Here is a 21,832-nt window from a genome sequence, read left to right as displayed (position 1 = left end):
GCCTGATCCGTCACGGGCCACGCTCCGTCCGCCTGCGCACCTGGAGACCGTGCGGGTATCCGCACGGGCAGTCCGAGCGTAGTTCACGCTTCGTGACCGTTTGGGTGGAGCGCGGCGGGGATGTCGCCCGATCGGATCAGCGGATTTTCAGATCGGAGGGGAGAGGGGTGGGCCCGCGGGCGCGGCAGGCACCCGGCTCACGCCTCGAAGGGGCGCACCGGCCACGAGACCCGTGGGCGCGGCAGGCACCCGGCTCACGCCTCGAAGGGGCCGTCGGGTTCAGGCCTCGAAGGGCCGCGCCGGCCACGGCGCCTCGGCCGGGCGCAGCGCCTCGACGCCGTCACCGTCGCCGTCGCCGCGCAGGACCGCCGAGAGCGCGAGCACCCCGACCACGAGACACGTGTTGTGCAGCTCCCCCGCGAGGACACCCCGCACCAGCTCGTCGAGCGGCACCCGGGCCAGCTCCATGTCGGCCTCCTCCTCGGCGACCTCGAAACGCTCGCCGTCGGCCTCCGAGAGGTCCCGGGCCAGGAAGATCCGTACCGCTTCGTCACTGCCGCCGGGGCTGGTGAACACATCGGTCAGGACCTGCCAGCGCTCGGCCTTGACGTGCGCCTCCTCGTACAGCTCGCGCTGGGCGGCGTGCAGCGGGTTCTCGCCGGGCACGTCGAGGAGCCCAGCCGGGATCTCCCAGAGCTTGTGGCGCACGGGGTGGCGGTACTGGCGCAGCACCAGGACCCGGCCCTCGTCGTCCAGGGCGAGGATCGCCACCGAGCCGGGGTGGACCTGGTAGTCGCGCTGGTGGACGGCGCCGTCGGGCATCACCACGTCGTCGGTGCGGACGCTGGTCTTGTGGCCGGTGAAGGGGGTGGCGGTCGCCACGATCTGCCAGTGTTCGGCGGTGTCCTCGATGGCCATGTCGGCGTCCTCCACAGTGCTCGCGCAAAAAACAGAAACCGGGGTACGGGCCCCGGAAGGCTCGTACCCCGGCAACGGTAACTCTCGCGGGAGCGCCCGGTCCTACTTGGCGGGCTTGCCCGTCTTGCGCGCTTCCTCCTGCCGCTGCACGGCCGCCTTGACCAGGCCCGCGAAGAGCGGGTGGGGGCGCGTGGGACGCGAGCGGAGCTCCGGGTGGGCCTGGGTGGCGACGAGGTAGGGGTGGACCTCGCGCGGGTACTCGACGTACTCGACGAGCTTGTTGTCCGGGGAGGTGCCCGAGAAGACGAGGCCCGCCTTCTTCTCCAGCTCCGCGCGGTAGGCGTTGTTCACCTCGTAGCGGTGGCGGTGGCGCTCCTCGACGTAGGGCTGGTCGTCGTAGACCTCACGGACGATGGAGCCCTCGGTGAGCTTCGCCGGGTACAGGCCCAGGCGCATCGTGCCGCCCAGGTCGCCCGCGCCCTCGACGTAGGCCAGCTGCTCCTCCATCGTCGAGATGACGGGGTGGCCGGTCGCGGCGTCGAACTCGGTGGAGTTGGCGTCGGGGTTGCCGGCCAGGTTGCGCGCGGCCTCGATGACGATGCACTGCAGGCCCAGGCAGATGCCGAGCAGCGGCACCTTGTTCTCACGGGCGTACTGGATCGCGCCGATCTTGCCGTTGACCCCCCGGTCGCCGAAGCCGCCCGGGACGAGGATCGCGTCGACGTCGCCGAGGTGCTTCTTGGCGCCGGCCGGGGTCTTGCAGTCGTCGGAGGTGACCCACTTGACCTTGACGCGGGCCTTGTTGGCGAAGCCGCCGGCGCGCATGGCCTCGGTGATCGAGAGGTAGGCGTCGGGCAGGTCGATGTACTTGCCGACCAGCGCGACGGTCACCTCGTGCAGCGGGTTGTGGACCCGGTCGAGCAGATCGTCCCACTGCGTCCAGTCCACGTCGCGGAACGGCAGGTCCAGCTTGCGCACGACGTAGGCGTCGAGGCCCTCGGTGTGCAGCACCTTGGGGATGTCGTAGATCGACTTGGCGTCGATGGCGGCGACCACGGCGGCCTCGTCCACGTCGCACATCAGCGAGATCTTGCGCTTGATGGACAGCGGCACCTCACGGTCGGCGCGCAGCACGATCGCGTCGGGCTGGATGCCGATGTTGCGCAGGGCGGCGACCGAATGCTGGGTCGGCTTGGTCTTCAGCTCACCCGAGGGGCCGATGTAGGGCAGCAGCGAGATGTGCACGACGAAGACGTTGTCGCGGCCGACCTCGTGGCGGACCTGGCGGACGGTCTCCAGGAACGGCAGCGACTCGATGTCGCCGACCGTGCCGCCGACCTCGGTGATGACGACGTCGACGTCGTCGGTGGCCATGCGGCGGATGCGGTGCTTGATCTCGTTGGTGATGTGCGGGATGACCTGCACGGTGTCGCCCAGGTACTCGCCGCGCCGCTCCTTGGCGATGACCTGCGAGTAGACCTGGCCGGTCGTCACGTTGGCGGAGCCGTCGAGGTCGACGTCGAGGAAACGCTCGTAGTGGCCGATGTCCAGGTCGGTCTCGGCGCCGTCGTTGGTGACGAACACCTCACCGTGCTGGAACGGGTTCATCGTGCCGGGGTCGACGTTGAGGTACGGGTCGAGCTTCTGCATCGTGACCCGAAGGCCTCGCGCCTTGAGGAGCGCACCCAGGCTGGAGGCAGTCAGACCCTTGCCGAGGGAAGAGGCGACACCCCCGGTGACGAAGATGTGCTTGGTCGTCGAGGATGCCAAGGATCGAGTCTGCATGGCCAAGAGGGGGCTCCCGTGGTCGCTGTCTGGAGTGCGTACCGGTCACCCTGTGTGGATCTTGTGCGAGATTCCGCGCGATTACGCGATATCTCCGAGGGTGCCGTCGCTGCGGTTCGGGGCTTTTTTCAGCACCCGGCCACGGGCTACCAGGGTATCAGCGCCAGCGGGAGAGCGCGTCCGGCCACGCTCTGTATGCCGCTGGTCAGCCCTGCGTACGAGCCTCACTCGTTCGGCCCAGTGGCGTTCGATGAAGGCTCCAGCAGATCACTGAGGTGCGTCGTATCCTGCTCGGACACTCGCTTGCCGAGCCGCCTGGTAGCACGGCACCACCCCGCCCGTCATCCGGAACATGCGCTCGTTGGCGAACCCTTGACCGCTGTCGCTGTAAGCGCCCCCAGGGGGCGACGTGGCCGTTCGACTGGAGATTGCACGTGGCCGGGCGCATCGAGGATTACGCACTCATCGGAGACATGCAGACCGCCGCACTGGTCTGCCGGGACGGCACGGCGGACTGGCTCTGCCTGCCCCGCTTCGACTCGCACGCCATCTTCGCCGGACTGCTCGGCACCGAGGAACACGGCTTCTGGCGGGTCGGTCCTGCACACAACGGAGACGACCCGCCGCCGACCGCCGACCGCCGCCGGTACCGGGGCGACTCGCTCATCCTGGAATCGGAGTGGGACACCCCGCGCGGCACGGTCCGGGTGACCGATTTCATGCCGCCGCGTGATGGCGCCCCGCAGCTGATCCGCATCGTGGAGGGCGTCACCGGCCGGGTGCCGATGCGCTCCACCCTGCGCATGCGGTTCAGTTACGGGCGTATCACCCCGTGGGTGCACAAGGTCGACGGCCGTACGGTCGCCGTCGCCGGGCCCGACTCGGTGTGGCTCGACACCGAGGCGGAGACGTACGGCAAGAACCTCACCACGTACTCCGACTTCACCGTCTCGCCCGGCGAGCGGGTCGCCTTCACCATCAGCTGGCAGCCCTCGCACCGCGAGCCGCCGGCCCTGCCCGAGCCGGAAACGTCCCTGGAGGCGACCGAGGACTTCTGGCGCGAGTGGGTGGACCACGGCACCTACCACGGGCCCTACCGCGAGGCGGTGGTCCGCTCCCTGATCACCCTGAAGGCGCTGACCTACGCCCCGACCGGCGGCATCGTGGCCGCGCCCACCACGTCGCTGCCCGAGCACATCGGCGGCGAGCGCAACTGGGACTACCGCTACACCTGGCTGCGGGACGCCGCGATCACCCTGTCGTCGCTGCTGCGCACCGGCTACCGCGAGGAGGCCCGCGCCTGGCGCGAGTGGCTGCTCAGGTCGGTCGCGGGCGACCCCGAGAACCTGCAGATCATGTACGGGATCGCGGGCGAGCGCGAGCTCGGCGAGACCGAGCTGGACTGGCTGCCGGGGTACGAGAACTCCACCCCGGTCCGGGCCGGGAACGGCGCCGCCCACCAGCTCCAGCTCGATGTGTACGGCGAGGTCACCGAGGCGCTGCACCTGGCGCACATGACGGGTCTGGCCCGCAACGACTACGCCTCGCTGCTCCAGCTGAAGCTGATCCGCTACCTGGAGAGCCACTGGGACCAGCCGGACGAGGGCATCTGGGAGGTGCGCGGCCCGCGCCGCCACTTCGTGCACTCCAAGGTGATGGCCTGGGTGGCCGTCGACCGCACGATCAAGCTGATCGAGTCCGGTGACGCCGACGGCCCGCTCGACAAGTGGCGCCAGCTGCGCGACGACATCCACCGGGACGTGTGCGAGAAGGGCTACGACAAGGAACGCAACACCTTCACGCAGTCCTACGGCTCGCAGGAACTGGACGCCTCGCTGCTCCTGATCCCGCAGATGGGCTTCCTGCCGCCGGACGACAAGCGCGTCATCGGCACCATCGAGGCGATCCAGCGCGAGCTGTCCACGCGGGACGGGTTCATCCTGCGCTACCCGACGACGGGCGGCGACGAGGACAACCTGGACGGCCTCGAAGGCGAGGAAGGCGCGTTCCTGGCCTGCTCGTTCTGGATGGCGGACGACCTCGCGATGATCGGCCGGGTCGACGAGGCCCGCAAGCTCTTCGAGAAGCTGCTCGCGCTCCGCAACGACCTGGGGCTGCTGGCCGAGGAGTGGGACCCCCACCTCCAGCGCCAGGTGGGCAACTTTCCGCAGGCCTTCAGCCACGTTCCGCTGATCGACACGGCGCTGCGGCTGACCGCGTCGGGTGCCTACGGCGGCTGACGGACCGGCGCGCGGGACCACGAACCCGCCCCGCGCGCGCCGGGTCCCGGCGCGACCCGCCCGGGTGCCCGCGCGACCCGCGTGAGGTGTGCCACACGGGGCGGGTTTCGGGACGTAACCGCAGGTAGCGTCCGCCGCATGCGGTGTCGGCCCGGGGTCGGGCCCCGGGTTCCCGCAGGACGAAAGGTGGGCGCAGTGGACACGCAGGGCGGGATCACCGTGCAGCGGGCCCTGGAGCTGCCGGGGTTGCGCGGCGGCCTCCCGGAGGTCGTGGCGGGCGCCGACCGGCTCCAGCGGACCGTGCGCTGGGTGCACGCCGGCGAGGTGCCCAACATCGCCTCCCTGCTCAAGGGCGGCGAGCTGCTCCTGACCACCGGCCTCGGCCTCGGCACCCGACCCGCCGAGCAGCGCGCGTTCGTACGGCGGCTCGCGGACCGGGGCATCGCCGCCCTCGTCGTCGAGCTCGGGCCGCGCTTCGCCCGGCTCCCCGCGACCCTGGTCGAGACCGCGCGCGCCGCCGGGCTGCCCCTGGTCCAGCTCCACCGCGAGGTGCCGTTCGTCACGGTGACCGAGGAGATCCACACCGAGATCGTCAACGGCCACTACGCCCTGCTGCAACGCGCCGAGGAGGTCCACCGGCGCTGTACGGGCGCGTTGCTCGGCGGCGGCGGAATCCCCCAAGTCCTCGGCATCCTGGCCGACTTCACCGCCAATCCGGTCTTCCTCGAAACCCCCGACGGACAGCTCCTGTACGCCGCCGGCTGCGAGGCGGGCGACGCGGCCGCCGATCCGCTCCAGGTCTGGGAGGGGCTGCGCGGCCAGCGTGAGACCCGCGCGTCGGGGCCGCCGGTGGGCGCGGTCCTGGTGGACGTGCCGGGCGGCGGTCACGGCGCCGGATCCGTACGGGCCCGCCTCGCGCTCCTCGCCGTCGGCCCGGCCCTGCTGCCGGTGCACCGCATGGCCGCCGAGCGGGCGGCGGGCATCCTCGCGGTCGTCCTCATGCAGGCCCGCCAGGAGGAGGAGCTCGCCGCGCGCGGCCGGGGCGACTTCCTCACCGACCTCGCCGAGGGCCGCATCACCCCCGAGGACGCGCCCGGCCAGGCCAAGGTCCTCGGCTTCCGGCCCGGCGAAGGTCCGCTGCTCCCCGTGGTGATGCGGCTCGCGTCCGAACTCGCCCCGACGGGCAACTGGGCGGTCCTCGCCCGCGCCGTCCTCGAAGAACTGTCCTCGGTGGGCGTGCCCGTGCTGCTCGGCGTACGCCCCGTCGAGGGCCGGGTGCCGCTGCTGCTGGGGCTGCGCTCGGAGTCGGAGCGCACCGCCGTCGCCGACCGGGTCGCGGCGGCCCTGCGCGCCGGTGTCGAGCGGGCCGGCCTGATGGGCGCGCGGGCCGGCACCCAGCCCGTGGTCGTGGCAGGCGTGGCGGGCAGCTGGGCGGCGGCGGGCGCGGGGCTGCGGCACGCGGCGGAGACCGCGGCGGCCGCGCAGGGCCTGCCCGAGCGGCCCTGGTACGACGCCCGGCGTCTCGACATCGACCTGCTGCTGTGGCGGCTGCGCGAACACCCCGACCTGGCGGCGTTCGTGGAGCGGGCGATCGGCCCGATCCAGGCCCACGACCGCGTATCGCGGCCGCCCCTGCTGCCCACCCTGGAGAGCTACCTCGCGCACGCGGGCCGCAAGGCGGAGACCGCACGCGAACTTCACCTCAACCGGCAGACCCTCTACAACCGTCTGGCCCGCATAGCGGACCTCCTGGGCACCGACCTGGACGACCCGCAGACGGTGCTCGCCCTGTCTCTGGCACTCCGGGCACGCCGGCACGCGACGGGGTAGCGGGCGGCGGGGCGGGGTGGCCGGCTGCGCGGCGCGGCGGGTAGCCGGCGGGTCAGGTAGGTCCGGCGGGTCATGTGGGCCAGACGGGTCAGGCGCCCGCCAACTCGTCGTAGACGGCGAGGACTTGGGCCACGGTCTCGTCCTCGGTCGGCCAGCTCGCCGCCTGCGCGCGCCCCGCGTCGGCGAGTGCGCGGCGTGCCTCGGGGTCCGCGAGGAGTCCCATGACGGCCGCGGCAAGCGCCTTCGCGTCGCCGTACGGGACGAGCAGCGCCGCGTCCCCGACCAGCTCCGGCACCCCGCCCACCGCCGTGGCGACCAGCGGCACGCCCAGGCGCAGGGCGTCCTGGGCGAGGAGCGAGCGGGCCTCCCAACGGCTGGGAAGGACCGCGACGTCGGCGGCGGCGAGCAGTTCGGTGATGTCGTCGCGCCGGCCGACGAGCCTGACCGGCAGGGACTCCGCCTCGATACGCCGTTGCAGCGCGGGCCGCCCGCGCCCCTCCCCCGCGATGACGAGCAGCGGTACGACGTCGAGATCGCGCCAGGCGCGGGCCGCGTCGAGCAGTACCTCGTAGCCGCGGTGCTCGACCAGGCTGCCCACGGCCATGACCAACGGCCGCTCCACGGCGCCGAGTTCGGCCCGCGCCTTGCCGTCGGAGCGCCCGGCGGGCAGCCGGGGCACGGGGATGGCGACCGCGGCGAGCCGGGCATCGCGTGCGCCGCGGTCGCGGGCCCGGTCGACGAGGTCGGACGAGGTGGCGAGCACGACCGCGGCGGCCCGCGAGACCCGGCGCTCAAGCAGGCGGAGCACGTGGCCGCGGGCACCCTCGGCGTGCGCGCGGGTGTGCCAGGTGACGACCAGGGGCACGCCCCTGCGGCCGCGCAGCGCGAGGGCGGCGCGGACGGCGGCGTGCAGGCCGTGCGCGTGCACGACGTCGGCGTCGGCGCAGGCGGCGCGGAGCGCGCCGACAGCCGCGGGGTCGCCGCGCCGCGCCACCGGCACGAAGAGGGCGCCCGCGCCGGGGAAGTCGTACTCCCGCTCCAGCTCGGCGGGGGCGCAGACGGTGACGCGTACGCCCCGGGCGACAAGGCCGGCCGCGAGTGACCTGACATGCGCGCTGCTGCCCGCGCTGCCGCCGCCCAGCACTTGGACCGTACGCAGCTGTGACACGTGAACAGGCTCCCGGAGCGGACGGGTCGGCGGTGGAGGTGGGTGGTTCCCGGCCAAGGATGCCAGTCCGTACGGGCGTTCCGGGCCCGTCCGGGGGTTCCTGCCGTGCCGGGCCGGGAAGATCGCCACGGCCGACCACCCACACGGGTGAACGCGAGCGGGTCGCACCCCGGCGCCGGACCACCCTGTGCCGGGCCGCATTCGCCTCCCCCGCCCGTCCGGCGGTGGCGGGGTGGGGCATCTCCCGGGGTCTGGGGCGGAGCCCCAGGAACCCCCGGCCGGCCGTCGGGTGCGGACCCGTGCACGGCTGGGCGCGCGGTTCCCCGCGCCCCTGGCGGTGCTGGTGCCGGGCGGCATGCCGAGGGTCCGCGCCCCCGCGGCGAAGCCGCGGGGGTCAGCCGTCCGCGCGGGCCGTGGCGAGGAGCTCCTCCGCGTGCGCCCGGGCCGTCTCGGAGTCCTCCTGCCCGGCCAGCATGCGCGACAGCTCCCGCACCCGGTCCTCGCCCTCCAGGACGGTGACACCGGAGCGGGTGACCGTGCCGTCGTTGGTCTTCTCGACCAGGAGCTGGCGGTCGGCGAACGCCGCCACCTGCGGCAGGTGCGTGACGACCACGACCTGCGCCGACTTGGCGAGCTTGGCGAGCCTGCGGCCGATCTCGACCGCCGCCTTGCCGCCGACCCCCGCGTCGACCTCGTCGAAGAGATACGTCGGCACCGGGTCGGTGCCCGCGAAGACGACCTCGACGGCGAGCATCACCCGGGAGAGCTCACCGCCGGACGCGCCCTTGGCGATCGGCCGGGGCGGGGCGCCCGGGTGGGGCGCGAGCAGCAGCTCGACCTCGTCCGCGCCGGTCGGCCCGTACGCCACGCTCCGCCCGCCGACCTCGACGCCCGAAGCCTCGTCGACGGACTCGCTCTGGCCGACCGCGAACGACACCCGCGCGTGCGGCATCGCGAGGGAGGCCAGCTCGGCGGTGACGGCCTCGGCGAACCGGTCGGCGGCCTCGGTGCGCGCGTCCGTCAACTCCTGCGCCAGGACGGACAGTTCGTCACGGAGCCCGTCCCGCTCGGCGATCAGCTGCTCGATCCGGTCGTCGTCGCCGTCGAGTTCGGTCAGCCGTGCCGCGCTCTCCTGCGACCAGGCGAGCACGGCCGTGATGTCCTCGCCGTACTTACGGGTCAGGGAGGTCAGCGCGGCCCGGCGCTCCTCGACCGCGGCGAGCCGCAGCGGATCGGCGTCCAGATCGTCGGCGTACCCGGCGAGTTCGCCGGCCACGTCGCCGAGCAGGATCGCGACCTCGCCGATGCGTTCGGCGAGCGCCGCGAGGGCGGGGTCGTGGGAGCGTACGGCCTCCAGGGCCCGGTGAGCGCCGGCGACGAGGGTCGTCGCGTCCACGCTCTCCGGGTCCTCGGGGTTGCCGGCCAGCGCGGCGTGGCCGACCGCGGCGGCCGAGGCGAGGGCCTCCGCGTGGCCGAGCCGCTCGGCCTCGGCCGCGAGTTCGGCGTCCTCGCCGGGCAACGGCTCGACGGCGGCGATCTCGTCCAGCCCGAAGCGCAGCAGATCGGCCTCCTGCGCCCGCTCGCGCGCCCGCGTGGTCAGCTCCTCCACCTCGACGGCGACGGCCCGCAGCCGGCGGTAGGCGCCGGCGTACTTGGCCAGGGGGCCCGCCACCGCCTCACCGGCGTACCGGTCGAGCGCCTCGCGCTGTCTGGCCGGGCGCAGCAGGCCCTGCTGGTCGGTCTGGCCGTGCACCGCGACGAGTTCGTCGGCGAGTTCGGCGAGCATCCCCACCGGCACCGAGCGCCCGCCGAGGTACGCCCGTGAGCGGCCCTCCGCGGAAACGGTACGGCTGACGAGCAGCGCGCCGTCGTCCAGCTCGGCTCCGGCCTCCTCGGCCCGCAGCACCGCCGAGCTTCCGGGCCGCAGCGCGATCCGTCCCTCGACGACCGCCGCCTTGGCGCCGATCCGCACGAGCGCGGGATCGGCGCGGCCGCCGAGCAGCAGCCCCAGGCTGGTGACGACCATGGTCTTGCCCGCGCCGGTCTCGCCGGTCACCGCGGTGAAACCGGGTGACAGCTCCACGACAGCGTCGTCGATGACCCCGAGCGACCGTATCCGCATCTCCTCCAACACGGACACGACCTTACGAGGTCCGGGGCCCTGTGTGCGACGTGCCCCGTGCCGTCACCCTCTCGTGGTGCCCGAACCGTCGGCGCGGAGGACGACCTCCGCGTGATCGGAAGGCCCCGGTCGGTCCCCACGACCCCTACCGGGGGGAGCTCGCGGGCTGCCACGCGAGAGCGGTGCCCATCCTCGACGCGATGGCGAAAATCGACATGTGGACGGGGCCGACGAAGAGCGGCATCAGGCACCCTGCCGGGCGACGGACGTTCGACAGCGACGCCGATGCCGACCGCTTCCGTGGCTGCCCGGCTGCTCGACGTGCCGGCCGCGCCCGCCGGATGGGCCTCAGGACGCTCGCCGCGTCCTGAGGCCCGCCCGGCCGGGACCGGTCAGTGCGGCGCCCCGCGCCACCCCTGCACCGGCAGCGCGAACTTGGCGACCAGACGGTCGGTGAACGAGGCGTGGTGCAGCCGCGCGAGCCGCACCGGAACGGCGCCCCGCCGCACCTCCACCCGCGCCCCCGAGGGGAGTTCGACCGTACGACGCCCGTCGCACCACAGCACTCCGTGCGGCGTGTGCGGCTGCACCTCGACCGCGAGCACCGAGTTCGGCGAGGTGACCAGGGGCTTGGCGAACAGGGCGTGTGCGCTGATCGGCACCATGAGCAGCGCCTCGACCTCGGGCCACACCACGGGCCCGCCGGCCGAGAAGGCGTACGCCGTCGAACCGGTCGGGGTGGCACACACAATGCCGTCGCAGCCGAACCCGGTGACCGGGCGGCCGTCGATCTCCAGGACGACCTCCAGCATCCGCTCGGGTGACACCTTCTGGACGGCGGCCTCGTTGAGCGCCCAGTCGCGGTGCACCACATCGCCGTTGTTGTGCACGACGACGTCGAGAGTCATCCGCTCCTCGACCTCGTAGGCGCGCGTCACCACACGGTCGACGACCTTGTCCAGGTCGTCGCGCTCGGCCTCCGCGAGGAAACCGACGCGGCCGAGGTTGACGCCGAGCATCGGCACGCCGGACGCGCGGGCCAGCTCCGCGCCGCGCAGCAGGGTGCCGTCGCCGCCGAGGACGATGAGCAGCTCACAGGCGTCCAGACAGGCGGGGATGGCGTCCTCGACGATCTCCGCCTCGACGGGCAGCGGCAGGTCGGCCGCCTCGGCCCGTAGCACCCGCACGCCGATGCCGCTGCGCAGCAGGCCGCGCACGACGAGCTCCGCGCTGCGGATGGCCGCGGGTCTGCCGGTGTGCGCCAGCAGGAAGACAGTGCGCGGCGCACCGGCACCACGCTCCGAGCCGGCTGCACCACTTTCCTCACTCATGTTCTCCGACGAACTCACCGGGGTCCCTCCGCCACTGCGCGCTCCACGTCCGCGGGATCGAGCGCGGGCGCTCCGGCCCGCAGCCACAGAAAGTACTCGACGTTGCCGGACGGCCCGGGCAGCGGGCTCGCGGTCACGCCGACCACGCCGAGCCCGAGGCCGGCCGCCTGCGCCGCCACCGTCCGCACCGTCTCGGCGCGCAGCTCGGGACTGCGCACGACGCCGCCGCTGCCGAGCCGTTCCTTGCCGATCTCGAACTGCGGCTTGACCATGAGGACCAGGTCCGCGTCGGGCGCCGAGCAGCGTACGAGGGCGGGCAGCACCAGGCCGAGCGCGATGAAGGAGAGGTCGCCCACGACGAGGTCGGCGGGGTGCCCTTCGAGGTCGTCGAGCGTCAACTCGCGTACGTTCGTACGGTCCTTCACGGTGACCCGGTCGTCACTCTGCAGGGACCAGGCGAGCTGTCCGTAGCCGACGTCGACGGCGACGACATGGCCGGCGCCGGCGCGCAGCAGCACGTCGGTGAAGCCGCCCGTGGAGGCGCCCGCGTCGAGCGCCCGCCGCCCCTCGATCTTGAGCCCCTGCGGGACGAAGGCCTCGAACGCCCCGGCCAGCTTGTGGCCGCCGCGCGAGACGTAGTCGGGATCGCTGTCGTCGTCCACCACCACGATCGCGGCGGCGGTCTCGACCTGGGTGGCGGATTTGGTGGCGACGGTCTTGCCGACGCTCACCCGCCCCGCGGCGATCAGCTGGGCGGCGTGCTCCCGCGACCGCGCGAGTTTCCGGCGCACCAGCTCGGCGTCGAGGCGGCGGCGTGCCACTCCTGCCACGTTCGGTTCAGCTCCTGTAGTCGTAGTTCGTCAGCGGCCGGGCGGCTCGTAGTCGGGCTCCCGAGGTCCCTGTCCCGCGGGGTCCCGAGCCTGTCTGGCCTGTAGGACGCTAAGGCCGCTGGTCGGCCAACGGCCGGCCCGGCCCGGATGTTCCCGGCCCGGATGTTCCCGGCCCGGATGTTCCCGGCCCGGGCGGCCCCTGGCGGGCGTCCAGCGCGGTCAGCGCGGAGCGCAGCCCCCGGTGTACATCCTCGTACACCCCGAGGTGACCGTCGGTACCGAGGTGGTCGACGTCCCCGAGCCGCTCGACGAGGGCGTCGACACCCGGGTGTCCGGTAGGGCTACGGTCCACGCCGAGAGGCGAGGGACCGAGGTCATCATCAGCCGCGAGGACGTCTCCCACCCGCACGTCCTCGGCGATCGCATCTCCCGGGTCGGACGCCGGCATCGAGTCGCTCATGCCGAAACGCTACCGCGAAGCCCTGGGGTACGGTCGGTGGCGATGGCGACCATGGAAGAGTGCCGCGCCGCACTCGACAGACTTTCGGACAATCTGGCCCGCGCGGGCGGCGACGTGCATGCCGCCGCCGCGCTGGACCGCTCACTGAGCTGCCACGTCACGGACTTGGACGCCACGTTCGCGGGGCGCCTCCGCTCCGGCCGCATCGAGGTCGGCGACGCGGTGCCGGGGCCGCCCCGGGAGAAGGCGCAGATCCGGCTCGCGATGACGGGGGACGATCTGGTGGCGATGGTCGGCGGCGAGCTGAACTTCGCGAAGGCGTGGGCGTCGGGCAGGGTCCGCCTGGAAGCAGGCTTCCGCGACCTGCTCCGCCTCCGCACGCTGCTCTGACCGAGCGAGGCTCACACGGTGAGGAGCGGACCGTACGCGCTTGCTCCCGCCCCCTGTACTGGTGCCGAGCAACACACCCACCCTCACCCCGTCCGGCTGCTCGGCGCCGGGTGACATGGGCAACCTCAGCCCGTCATGGGGGTCCCCCCTGGCCCTTAAGGCCTTGGGGGAGTTTGAGGACGAGCGCCCTCAAGGCGCGAACGGGGTCTGGGGCGGAGCCCCAGGAGGTTGGGGGCCCACTCACCTTCACCGTCACCCCTTGCGGGACGCTCCGCGTCGAGCCGCCCGCACCACCAGCGGCGTCCCCGTCTCAGGATCGGGAATCACCTGGCACCGCACCCCGAACACCCGCTCCACCAACTCCGCGGTAACCACCACCGAAGGCGCCCCCTCAGCCACCACCTCCCCCTCCCTCATCGCAATGAGATGCGTGGCATACCGAGCCGCCTGGTTGAGGTCGTGCAACACGGCCACCAGCGTCCGCCCCTGCTCCTCGTGGAGCTGGGCACAGAGATCCAGCACCTCGAACTGGTGCTGGATGTCCAGAAACGTCGTCGGCTCGTCGAGCAGCAGCAACGGCGTCTGCTGAGCCAGCGCCATCGCGATCCAGACCCGCTGCCGCTGCCCACCGGACAGCTCGTCGACGTATCGCTGCCCCAGCCCCCCGACCCCCGTCGCCTCCATGGACTCCCGCACGATCCGCTCGTCCTCGGGCGACCACTGCCGCAGCAGCCCCTGGTGGGGGTAGCGTCCGCGCGCCACGAGGTCGCCCACCGTGATCCCGTCCGGCGCGATGGAGGACTGCGGGAGCAGCCCGAGCGTCCGGGCGACCTTCTTCGACGGCAGCGAGTGGATGGACTGTCCGTCGAGCAGCACCCGCCCCTCGCTCGGCTTGAGCATCCGCGACAGCGCCCGAAGGAGCGTGGACTTGCCGCACGCGTTGGGCCCGACGATCACCGTGAACGAGTGGTCCGGGATCTCGACCGACAGATCCTCGGCGATCACCCGCTGGTCATAGCCGAGGGTGACCGCTTCGGCGCTGAGGCGTTGCATGCTCGTACTCCTGCTGGAAGAACCGGAACCCGTAAGGGAGTTGGGGACGGAAGACGCGGCGGCCGCGGAGGGCACGAAAGACGCGGCGGGAGCGGAAGACGCGGCGCCCGAACCCGCCGCGGATCGGGGCCTCATATCCGGCCCGCCCTGCGCTCGGCCACGAGCAGCCACAGCAGGTAGACCCCGCCGACCATCCCGGTCAGCACCCCCACCGGCAGCGTGCTCTCGCCGAACAGCCGCTGCGCGCCCCAGTCCGCGACAACGAGGAGCGCCGCACCCGTCAACGCGGAGGCGAGGACGTTGGGCCCGGTCGCGCGGGTGAGGCGCCGGGCCAGTTGGGGCGCGGTCAGCGCGACGAAGGCGATGGGGCCGGCGGCCGCCGTCGCGGCGGCGTTGAGGAGTACGGCGCTGAGCATCAGGACCGTACGGGCCCGCTGCACGGGCACACCCAGCGCGTACGCCGCGTCGTCGCCCATCTCCAGCATCCGCAGGGGCCGCGCGTAGAGAAGGACCACCGGCAGGATCACCACGAACAGCACGAGCAGCGGCCAGACCTGCGCCCAGTCGCGGCCGTCGAGGGAGCCGGTGAGCCACACCATCGAGCGGGCCGCGTCGACCAGGGTGGACTTGGTGAGCAGATAGTGGATGCAGGCGGTGAGCATCGCGGCGGCGCCGATGCCCACGAGGACGAGCCGGTAGCCGTGCACACCCTTCTTCCACGCCAGCAGATAGACCGCCACACCGGTCGCCAGTCCGCCGGCCAGCGCGCCGAGCGAGACCGCGTACGCGCCCCCGTGGAAGAACACGATGACGGTGAGCGCCCCGACGGACGAGCCCTGCCCGAAGCCGATGACGTCGGGGCTGCCCAGCGGGTTGCGGGAGATGGACTGGAAGAGCGCCCCGGAGATTCCGAGGGAGGCTCCGACCAGGAGCGCCACGAGTACGCGCGGCAGCCGCAGTTCGTTGATGATGAAGTCCTGCGCGGCCGTGCCCGATCCGAGCAGGCTGCGGACCACGTCGACGGGGCCGATGGCGAAGTCGCCGGTGCCGATGAGGAGGACGGCCGCGGCGAGCGTCACCAGGGCCAGCGCGCCGAGCACGGCAAGGGCGCGCGGCTCGGCCCGGAAGGAGAGCCCGCCGGGGGTACGTATCGCCTTCACGGCGGGGCCGCCCACGTACCCGCGGGTCACCTTCACGGCGGGGCCGCCCACATACCCACGGGTCGCCTTCACAGCCGGGCGATCCTGTCGCCTGCGTATCACCTTCACAGCTGAGCCATCCTCCTGCGCCGTACGAGGTGGATGAAGACGGGCCCGCCGATGAGTGCGGTGACGATGCCGACCTGGAGTTCGGCGGGCCGTGTGACGACGCGTCCGACCACGTCGGAGCCGAGCAGCAGCACGGGTGCGAGGACGGCCGCGTACGGCAGGATCCACCGCAGATCGGGCCCGGTGATCGCGCGCACGATGTGCGGGACCATCAGCCCGACGAACACGATCGGCCCGCAGGCGGCGGTCGCGGCCCCGCACAGCAGGGTGATCACGACCATGGACGCCACGCGGGTGCGGGTCAGGTGGGCGCCGAGCGCGCGGGCGGTGTCGTCGCCCATGGCCAACGCGTTGAGCGGGCGGGCGAGCAGCAGCGCGACGACCACGCCGACGACGATGAACGGCGCGACCTTGCGCACGGTCGCCATGTCCGCCGACGCGAGCGAGCCGACCTGCCAGAACCGGAGCTGGTTGAGGGCCGCGGAGTCGGTGAGCTGGACGGCGTTGATGTAGCCGTAGAGCGCGGCGCCGGCCGCCGTGCCCGCGAGCGCGAGCCGCACGGGTGTCGCGGCCCGGCTGCCGCCCAGCAGATAGACCGCCGCCGAGACGACCCCCGCGCCGAGGAACGCGAACCACACATAGCCGCTAAGGGAGTTGACCCCGAGGAAACTGATGGCCGACACGACCGCGGCGGCCGCTCCCGCGTTGACCCCGAGGATGCCGGGCTCGGCGAGCGGGTTGCGGGTGAGCGCCTGCATGACCGCGCCGGCGAGCCCGAGCGCGGCCCCCACGAGCAGACCCAGCAGCGTACGCGGCACTCGTACGTCATGGACGAGTACGTCGTTGGCGGTGCCCGAGCCGTGGAAGAGGCCGTGCCAGACATCGCCGAGCGGCATGGGTTTGGCACCGATCGCGATGCTGGCGACGGCGACGAGCGCGAGCACGCCCGCCGACGCGAACAGACCGGCGGCGCGCAGCGTACGGCGTTTCGCGGTCGGGGCCGGGGGCGCGGATGGGGTCCCGTCGCGCGGCTGAGGAGGACTGTCTACCAACACGAAAGTTAGGTTAGCCTACCCTGCACTTTCCGGGCCGCCTCCCTGGCGCGGCCTAACAGGCCCAGGCGCTCCACCAGCACCCCCAGTGCGCCTGAGGCAGAAAGCCCAGATCCCTCACAGACCCAAGCGCTCAAGCACCTTCGCCGCGTCCACGTCACAGACACCGTCCCCGGCATGGCTCCAGGCCGCCGCGCACAACGCCCGCAGCCCGTCCATCGCCTCCCCGCCCCCGTCGAGCGCAAACGCCCCGTCCGTGACGGATGCGCTCCAGCCTCCGCACACGAACCCGTCACCCTTTCCGGTCACATCGGGCTGCCCGGTCAGCAGCCCCCGCAGATCGGCGTCGACGAAGGTGGGCCGGTGCTCGGGCCGCGCGGCCAGCAGCTGGGCACCGTCCGTCACCCCGGTCAGCACGAGCAGCGAGTCGACACCGCCGTTGAAGGCACCCTCGATGTCCGTGTCGAGCCGGTCCCCCACCACGAGCGGCCGCTCGGCCCCGGTCCGCAGCACCGTCTCGCGGTGCATCGGCGGCAGCGGCTTTCCGGCCACCTGAGGGTCGGCGCCGGTGGCGATGCGTACGACCTCGACCGCCGCGCCGTTGCCCGGCGCGATCCCCCGCCCGCTTGGAATCGTCAAGTCGACATTGGAAGCGAACCAGGGCAGGCCGCGGTTGACGGCGTACGAGGCCTCCGCCAACCGGGACCAGGTAAGGTCCGGCCCCCCGTACCCCTGCACGACGGCGGCCGGGTCGTCGTCGGCGGACTCCACCGGCACCAGCCCGCGCTCGTCCAGCGCGACCCGCAGCCCTTCGCCGCCGATCACCAACACCCTTGATCCCTCAGGGAGTTGGTCCGCCATCAGCCGGGCCACCGCCTGCGCCGAGGTGATCACATCGGTGGCCTCGGCGGGCACCCCCAGCTCCGTCAGATGCTCGGCCACCGCGTCCGGCGTCCGCAGCGCGTTGTTGGTCACATAGGCGAGGTGCATCCCGCCGTCCCGTGCCTCGGCGAGCGCGTCGACGGCGTGGTCGATCGCGGCACCGCCCGCGTAGACGACCCCGTCCAGATCCAGCAGAGCCGTGTCGTAGGCCTCGTTCAGCGCCCGTGCGCTGCCACTGGGCATGATCCGGCCGGTCTGGCTCATCTTCATCCACTCCTCGATCGCTGCTTCGCCCCCGATCATCGCGCATGCCCCCACCCCACATACCATGCACGGATGAGCACAACTGGGCGTGCGGACCTCGGGCTGCGCCTGATCCCGTTCCGCGGACTGCGCTATGTTCCCGAGCGGGTCGGCAGCCTCGCCGCCGTGACGTCACCGCCGTACGACGTGGTGGTGCGCCCCGACGGCCTGCTCCACCTGGAGTCGGCGGACCCCTACAACATCGTCCGGCTGATCCTGCCGCAGGCCAGCTCTCCGGCCGCCCGCAACCAGCAGGCCGCGCTGACCCTGGACGACTGGCTCGACGAGGGCGTCCTCGCCCCCGACGCCGAGCCGGCGCTCTACGTGTACGAGCAGGAGGGCGACGGCATCCTGCAGCGGGGCCTGATCGGCGCGCTCGCCCTGTCCGCACCGGAAGAGGGCGTCGTCCTGCCGCACGAGGACGTCATGCCGCACGTCGTGGAGGACCGCGCCGCGCTCATGCGCACCACCGCGGCCCACCTCGAACCGCTGCTCCTCACCTACCGCGGCAACGCCACCCCGACGGGCGCGACCGCCGTCATCGACCGCGCCATCGAGCGCGAGCCGCTCCTGCGCACCACCACGGAGGACGGTTTCCGCCACCGCCTGTGGGCCCTCACGGATCCGGCCGATCTCGCGGAGGTCCAGGCCGACCTGACCGCCCACCAGGCGGTCATCGCCGACGGCCACCACCGCTGGGCCACCTATCTGCGCCTGCGCGACGAGCAGAGCTCGCCCGGCCCCTGGGACTTCGGCCTCGTCCTCCTGGTCGACACGGCCCGCTACCCGCTGCGCGTCCGCGCGATCCACCGCCTGCTGCACCGTCTGCCGGTGGCCAAGGCGCTCGCCGCGGTCACGGCGTCCGGCGCCTTCCGTGTCCGCACCCTCGACGTCCCGCTCGCCGGCGCCATGGAGGCGCTCGCGCGGGCGGCCGCCGAAGGAAACGCGTTCCTGCTCGCGGGCGACGGCCGCTTCCACCTCCTGGACCGCCCGGACGAGGCCCTGCTCACCCGTACGATCCGCGCCGACCGGCCGCCGGCCTGGCGCTCGCTCGACGCGACGGTCCTGCACGCGACCTTGCTGGACGAGATCTGGCGCATCCCGGACACGCCGGAGGAGATCGCGTACATCCACGACACGGCCGCGGCGGTCGAGCAGGCGGAGCGCCACAACAAGACGGCGGTCCTGATGCACCCGGTCCGCGAGGAAGTCGTACGCGACCTTGCGCGGCAAGGCGTCACGATGCCCCGCAAGTCGACGTCGTTCGGCCCGAAACCGGCGTCGGGCCTGGTACTGCGCAGTCTGACGGTGAACTGACCCGGGCGAAGCCGACGGGCCCAGAAACAAGAGAGAGGCGGCGCCCCTGGGGGCACCGCCTCTCTCTGATTCCGTCACCCCTCGGACGTCACACGCCCGGGGGTTCCGTACTCCTCACCGTCAGGCGTCCTTGTCGGTGCCCGCGTCCTTGTCGTCGTGCTTGACGTCGCGCTTGTCGTCCGCGTCAGCATCCGCGTCCACGGCCGTGGCGCCCGCGACCGTCACGGCCGCGTCCTTCACCGGCTCGGCGGCGACAGGCTCGTCCTTCACGGACTCGGCTTCGACAGGCTCGGCGTCGGCGGTCTCGGTGGCGGCCCGCACGATGTCGGTGTCGTCGCCCTCGAAGTCGTCCTCCTCCTCGCCCTCGTCATCGAAGTCGGGGTCGAGGTCGGCGGCGGCCGACAGGTCCTCGGCCGCCGCGCGCGGCGCCTGGGCGTCGCCGTCCACCTCGTCGTCGTCCTCGACCATGGCGTCGACGAAGTCGACCCCGTCGAGCTCGGCGAGGCGGTCGGATGCGTCGGTCGTGCCGTCCTTGTCCGCCTCAAGTGCCTTGGCGAACCACTCGCGGGCCTCGTCCTCACGCGTCGCCGCGAGCAGCGCGTCGGCGTACGCGTACCGCAGGCGCGCGGTCCACGGCTGTACGGAGTTCGACGCCAGCTCGGGGCTCTGCAGGGTCACGATGGCGGCGTCCAGCTGCCCCATGTCCCGGCGCGCTCCGGCCACGACGAGCCGCATTTCGACCTGTCCCGGCTTGTCGAGCTTCTGCACTTCGGGCTCGCCGGCCATCGCGAGCGCGCGCTCGGGCCGCCCGAGCCCTCGCTCGCAGTCGGCCATGACGGGCCACAGCTCCACGGACCCGGTCATGCGCCGCGCGGCACGGAACTCCGCGAGCGCCTCCGAGTACTTCTGCGTCGCGTACGCCGCGAACCCGGCGGCCTCGCGCACGGCTGCCACACGGGAGGCGAGCCGCAGCGCGATGCGGGAGTACGCGTACGCCTGCTCGGGCTCGTCGTCGATGAGCCGGGCCACCATGACCAGGTTGCACGCGACCTCTTCGGCGAGCCCCTTGGGCAGGCTCATGAGCTCCTGACGCACGCCCTCGTCGATCTCGTTGCCGGTGACGTCCTCGTCGATCGGCAGCCGCTTGACGGGCTCGCGGTCGCGGTCACGATCGCGGTCGTCCCGGCGGCCGTAGCCACCCCGGTCGTCACGGCCACCTCGGTCGTCACGGCCGCCCCGGTCGTCGCGGCCGCGGTAGCCACCACGGTCACCCCGGTCGCCACGGTCATCGCGGCGGAACCCACCACGGTCGTCATCGCGACGCGGCGCGGGACGGTCGTCGCGACGGAAGCCAGCGCCGTCGTCAGCACGGCGCGGGGCCGGACGGTCGTCGTCGCGGCGCGGGGCCGGACGGTCGTCGCGACGGCCGTACGAGCCACCGCCGCCACCACGGTTGTCGTCGCGGCGGAACCCGCCACGGTCATCGTCGCGACGGGGCGCGGGACGGTCGTCCCGGCGGAACCCACCACGGTCGTCATCACGCCGCGGGGCCGGACGGTCATCGCGACGGGGGTACGAGCTGCCACCGCCGGCGGAACCACCACGGCTGTCGTCACGACGCCCATAGGAGCCACCGCCACCACCACGGTTGTCGTCGCGGCGGAACCCGCCGCCACCGCCCCGGTTGTCGTCACGACGGAACCCACCACGGTCATCGTCACGTCGAGGAGCCGGACGGTCATCACGACGGGGGTACGAGCTGCCACCGCCGGCCGGGCGACCACCACGGTCGTCGCGGCGGAAGCCACCGCGGTCGTCGTCACGGCGCGGGGCCGGACGGTCATCACGACGCCCGTACGAGCTGCCACCGCCGGCGGAGCCACCACGGCTGTCATCACGACGCCCATAGGAGCTGCTGCCGCCACCACGGTTGTCGTCGCGGCGGAACCCGCCACGGTCATCGTCGCGACGGGGCGCGGGACGGTCGTCCCGGCGGAACCCACCACGGTCGTCATCACGGCGAGGGGCCGGACGGTCATCGCGACGGGGGTACGAGCTGCCACCGCCGGCGGAGCCACCACGGCTGTCATCACGACGCCCATAGGAGCTGCCGCCACCGCGATTGTCGTCACGGCGGAACCCACCACGGTCGTCATCGCGACGGGGAGCCGGGCGGTCGTCGCGACGGCCGTATGAGCCACCGCCGCCACCGCGGTTGTCGTCACGACGGAACCCACCACGGTCATCGTCACGGCGCGGGGCCGGACGGTCATCACGACGCCCGTACGAGCTGCCACCGCCGGCGGAGCCACCACGGCTGTCATCACGACGCCCATAGGAGCTGCTGCCACCGCGGTTGTCGTCACGGCGAGGGGCCGGACGATCGTCACGACGCCCGTACGAGCTGCCACCGCCGGCGGAGCCACCGCCGCCGGCCGGGCGACCGCCGCGGTCGTCGCGACGCGGGTACCCGCCGCCGGTGGCACCACTGGAGGAGCCACCACGACTGTCGTCACGACGCCCGCCGTAGGCACCTCGGTCGTTGTCACGCCGCGGACCCCGGTCGTCTCGACCACCGCGGTAGCCGCCCCGGTCGCCACCGTCCTGACGGCGCGGCTCGCGCTCCGAACGATCGTCGGGAGAGTTGGTGGACATCGTGACTCCTAGTCTTCGGGTACTGCAGTCATTCTCGCGCAGTCGGCTGCCCGACGCGCTTCGGCAAAGCAAAGCGGAAAAACAAAAGGACCCTTGGTCCCAGCATGAACGCTGGGACCAAGGGTCCTGAAATATTGTTCGGCGGCGTCCTACTCTCCCACAGGGTCCCCCCTGCAGTACCATCGGCGCTGAAAGGCTTAGCTTCCGGGTTCGGAATGTAACCGGGCG

General features: G+C 72.7%; 17 protein-coding genes, 1 rRNA gene and 1 pseudogene. 5 read left to right on the top strand and 14 right to left on the bottom strand.

Going from position 1 to position 21,832, the window contains the following annotated elements; all coding sequences use genetic code 11:
- Positions 1 to 279: 279 nt before the first annotated feature.
- Together AB0D31_RS15235 and AB0D31_RS15230 are read right to left on the bottom strand one after the other, a co-directional pair.
- Positions 280 to 918, bottom strand: coding sequence for an NUDIX hydrolase (locus AB0D31_RS15235; protein WP_362722214.1), 639 nt, complete (start codon positions 916 to 918; stop codon positions 280 to 282).
- Positions 919 to 1,020: 102 nt separating this feature from the next.
- Positions 1,021 to 2,703, bottom strand: a complete 1,683-nt coding sequence (locus tag AB0D31_RS15230) for a CTP synthase (protein WP_362722211.1) — start codon at positions 2,701 to 2,703, stop codon at positions 1,021 to 1,023.
- A gap of 473 nt (positions 2,704 to 3,176) precedes the next feature.
- On the opposite strand from AB0D31_RS15230, the gene AB0D31_RS15225 reads away from it, so the two are divergent.
- Both AB0D31_RS15225 and AB0D31_RS15220 read left to right on the top strand, forming a co-directional pair.
- Positions 3,177 to 4,943, top strand: coding sequence for a glycoside hydrolase family 15 protein (locus tag AB0D31_RS15225; RefSeq protein WP_362722403.1), 1,767 nt, complete (start codon positions 3,177 to 3,179; stop codon positions 4,941 to 4,943).
- Positions 4,944 to 5,138: 195 nt separating this feature from the next.
- Positions 5,139 to 6,773, top strand: coding sequence for a PucR family transcriptional regulator (locus AB0D31_RS15220; protein WP_362722208.1), 1,635 nt, complete (start codon positions 5,139 to 5,141; stop codon positions 6,771 to 6,773).
- Positions 6,774 to 6,861: 88 nt separating this feature from the next.
- Here the strand turns inward: AB0D31_RS15220 and AB0D31_RS15215 are convergent, their stop codons facing one another.
- Complete coding sequence (locus tag AB0D31_RS15215; protein ID WP_362722205.1) at positions 6,862 to 7,941, bottom strand: glycosyltransferase family 4 protein; 1,080 nt, start codon at positions 7,939 to 7,941, stop codon at positions 6,862 to 6,864.
- 394 nt (positions 7,942 to 8,335) lie between these two features.
- The gene (recN, locus tag AB0D31_RS15210) at positions 8,336 to 10,081 is read right to left on the bottom strand and encodes a DNA repair protein RecN (RefSeq protein ID WP_362722202.1); all 1,746 of its coding nucleotides are present in this window, start codon (positions 10,079 to 10,081) and stop codon (positions 8,336 to 8,338) included.
- Between the two features lie 164 nt (positions 10,082 to 10,245).
- Here recN and AB0D31_RS15205 point away from each other — a divergent pair, with 164 nt between their 5' ends.
- Positions 10,246 to 10,434, top strand: coding sequence for a hypothetical protein (locus AB0D31_RS15205; protein ID WP_362722199.1), 189 nt, complete (start codon positions 10,246 to 10,248; stop codon positions 10,432 to 10,434).
- A 21-nt stretch (positions 10,435 to 10,455) separates the two neighbouring features.
- Here the strand turns inward: AB0D31_RS15205 and AB0D31_RS15200 are convergent, their stop codons facing one another.
- The 3 genes from AB0D31_RS15200 to AB0D31_RS15190 all read right to left on the bottom strand — a co-directional run bounded on the left by AB0D31_RS15200 (position 10,456) and on the right by AB0D31_RS15190 (position 12,684).
- Positions 10,456 to 11,394, bottom strand: coding sequence for an NAD kinase (locus tag AB0D31_RS15200; RefSeq protein ID WP_362722197.1), 939 nt, complete (start codon positions 11,392 to 11,394; stop codon positions 10,456 to 10,458).
- A 14-nt stretch (positions 11,395 to 11,408) separates the two neighbouring features.
- A complete protein-coding gene (locus tag AB0D31_RS15195) occupies positions 11,409 to 12,224 on the bottom strand; it encodes a TlyA family RNA methyltransferase (RefSeq protein ID WP_362722194.1) in 816 nt (271 codons plus the stop codon).
- Between the two features lie 109 nt (positions 12,225 to 12,333).
- Positions 12,334 to 12,684, bottom strand: coding sequence for a hypothetical protein (locus AB0D31_RS15190; RefSeq protein WP_362722192.1), 351 nt, complete (start codon positions 12,682 to 12,684; stop codon positions 12,334 to 12,336).
- Positions 12,685 to 12,726: 42 nt separating this feature from the next.
- Between AB0D31_RS15190 and AB0D31_RS15185 the strand changes: the two genes are divergently transcribed.
- Positions 12,727 to 13,074, top strand: coding sequence for an SCP2 sterol-binding domain-containing protein (locus AB0D31_RS15185; RefSeq protein ID WP_362722189.1), 348 nt, complete (start codon positions 12,727 to 12,729; stop codon positions 13,072 to 13,074).
- 252 nt (positions 13,075 to 13,326) lie between these two features.
- Here AB0D31_RS15185 and AB0D31_RS15180 read toward each other — a convergent pair whose 3' ends face one another.
- From AB0D31_RS15180 to AB0D31_RS15165, 4 genes are all read right to left on the bottom strand, one after another.
- Positions 13,327 to 14,127, bottom strand: a complete 801-nt coding sequence (locus tag AB0D31_RS15180) for an ABC transporter ATP-binding protein (RefSeq protein WP_362722187.1) — start codon at positions 14,125 to 14,127, stop codon at positions 13,327 to 13,329.
- Positions 14,128 to 14,258: 131 nt separating this feature from the next.
- Positions 14,259 to 15,302, bottom strand: coding sequence for an iron chelate uptake ABC transporter family permease subunit (locus tag AB0D31_RS15175; protein WP_362722400.1), 1,044 nt, complete (start codon positions 15,300 to 15,302; stop codon positions 14,259 to 14,261).
- 89 nt (positions 15,303 to 15,391) lie between these two features.
- Positions 15,392 to 16,450, bottom strand: coding sequence for an iron chelate uptake ABC transporter family permease subunit (locus AB0D31_RS15170; RefSeq protein WP_362722184.1), 1,059 nt, complete (start codon positions 16,448 to 16,450; stop codon positions 15,392 to 15,394).
- Positions 16,451 to 16,564: 114 nt separating this feature from the next.
- Positions 16,565 to 17,593, bottom strand: coding sequence for an HAD-IIA family hydrolase (locus AB0D31_RS15165; RefSeq protein WP_362722182.1), 1,029 nt, complete (start codon positions 17,591 to 17,593; stop codon positions 16,565 to 16,567).
- 72 nt (positions 17,594 to 17,665) lie between these two features.
- Between AB0D31_RS15165 and AB0D31_RS15160 the strand changes: the two genes are divergently transcribed.
- A complete protein-coding gene (locus tag AB0D31_RS15160) occupies positions 17,666 to 18,949 on the top strand; it encodes a DUF1015 domain-containing protein (protein ID WP_362722180.1) in 1,284 nt (427 codons plus the stop codon).
- Between the two features lie 120 nt (positions 18,950 to 19,069).
- On the opposite strand, the gene AB0D31_RS15155 is transcribed toward AB0D31_RS15160, so the two are convergent.
- From AB0D31_RS15155 to rrf, 3 genes and pseudogenes are all read right to left on the bottom strand, one after another.
- Positions 19,070 to 20,044, bottom strand: a complete 975-nt coding sequence (locus AB0D31_RS15155; RefSeq protein WP_362722397.1) for a hypothetical protein — start codon at positions 20,042 to 20,044, stop codon at positions 19,070 to 19,072.
- A gap of 297 nt (positions 20,045 to 20,341) precedes the next feature.
- Positions 20,342 to 21,112: pseudogene (locus AB0D31_RS15150) on the bottom strand (hypothetical protein); the annotation flags it as partial.
- Between the two features lie 628 nt (positions 21,113 to 21,740).
- Positions 21,741 to 21,832: ribosomal RNA gene (gene rrf, locus AB0D31_RS15145) — 5S ribosomal RNA — on the bottom strand; the annotation flags it as partial.

This window comes from Streptomyces sp. NPDC048361 (genome assembly GCF_040651795.1).
Taxonomy (GTDB): domain Bacteria; phylum Actinomycetota; class Actinomycetes; order Streptomycetales; family Streptomycetaceae; genus Streptomyces.
Note: the sequence above shows the minus strand (reverse complement) of the source record. Positions and strands in the feature narration are given on the sequence as shown.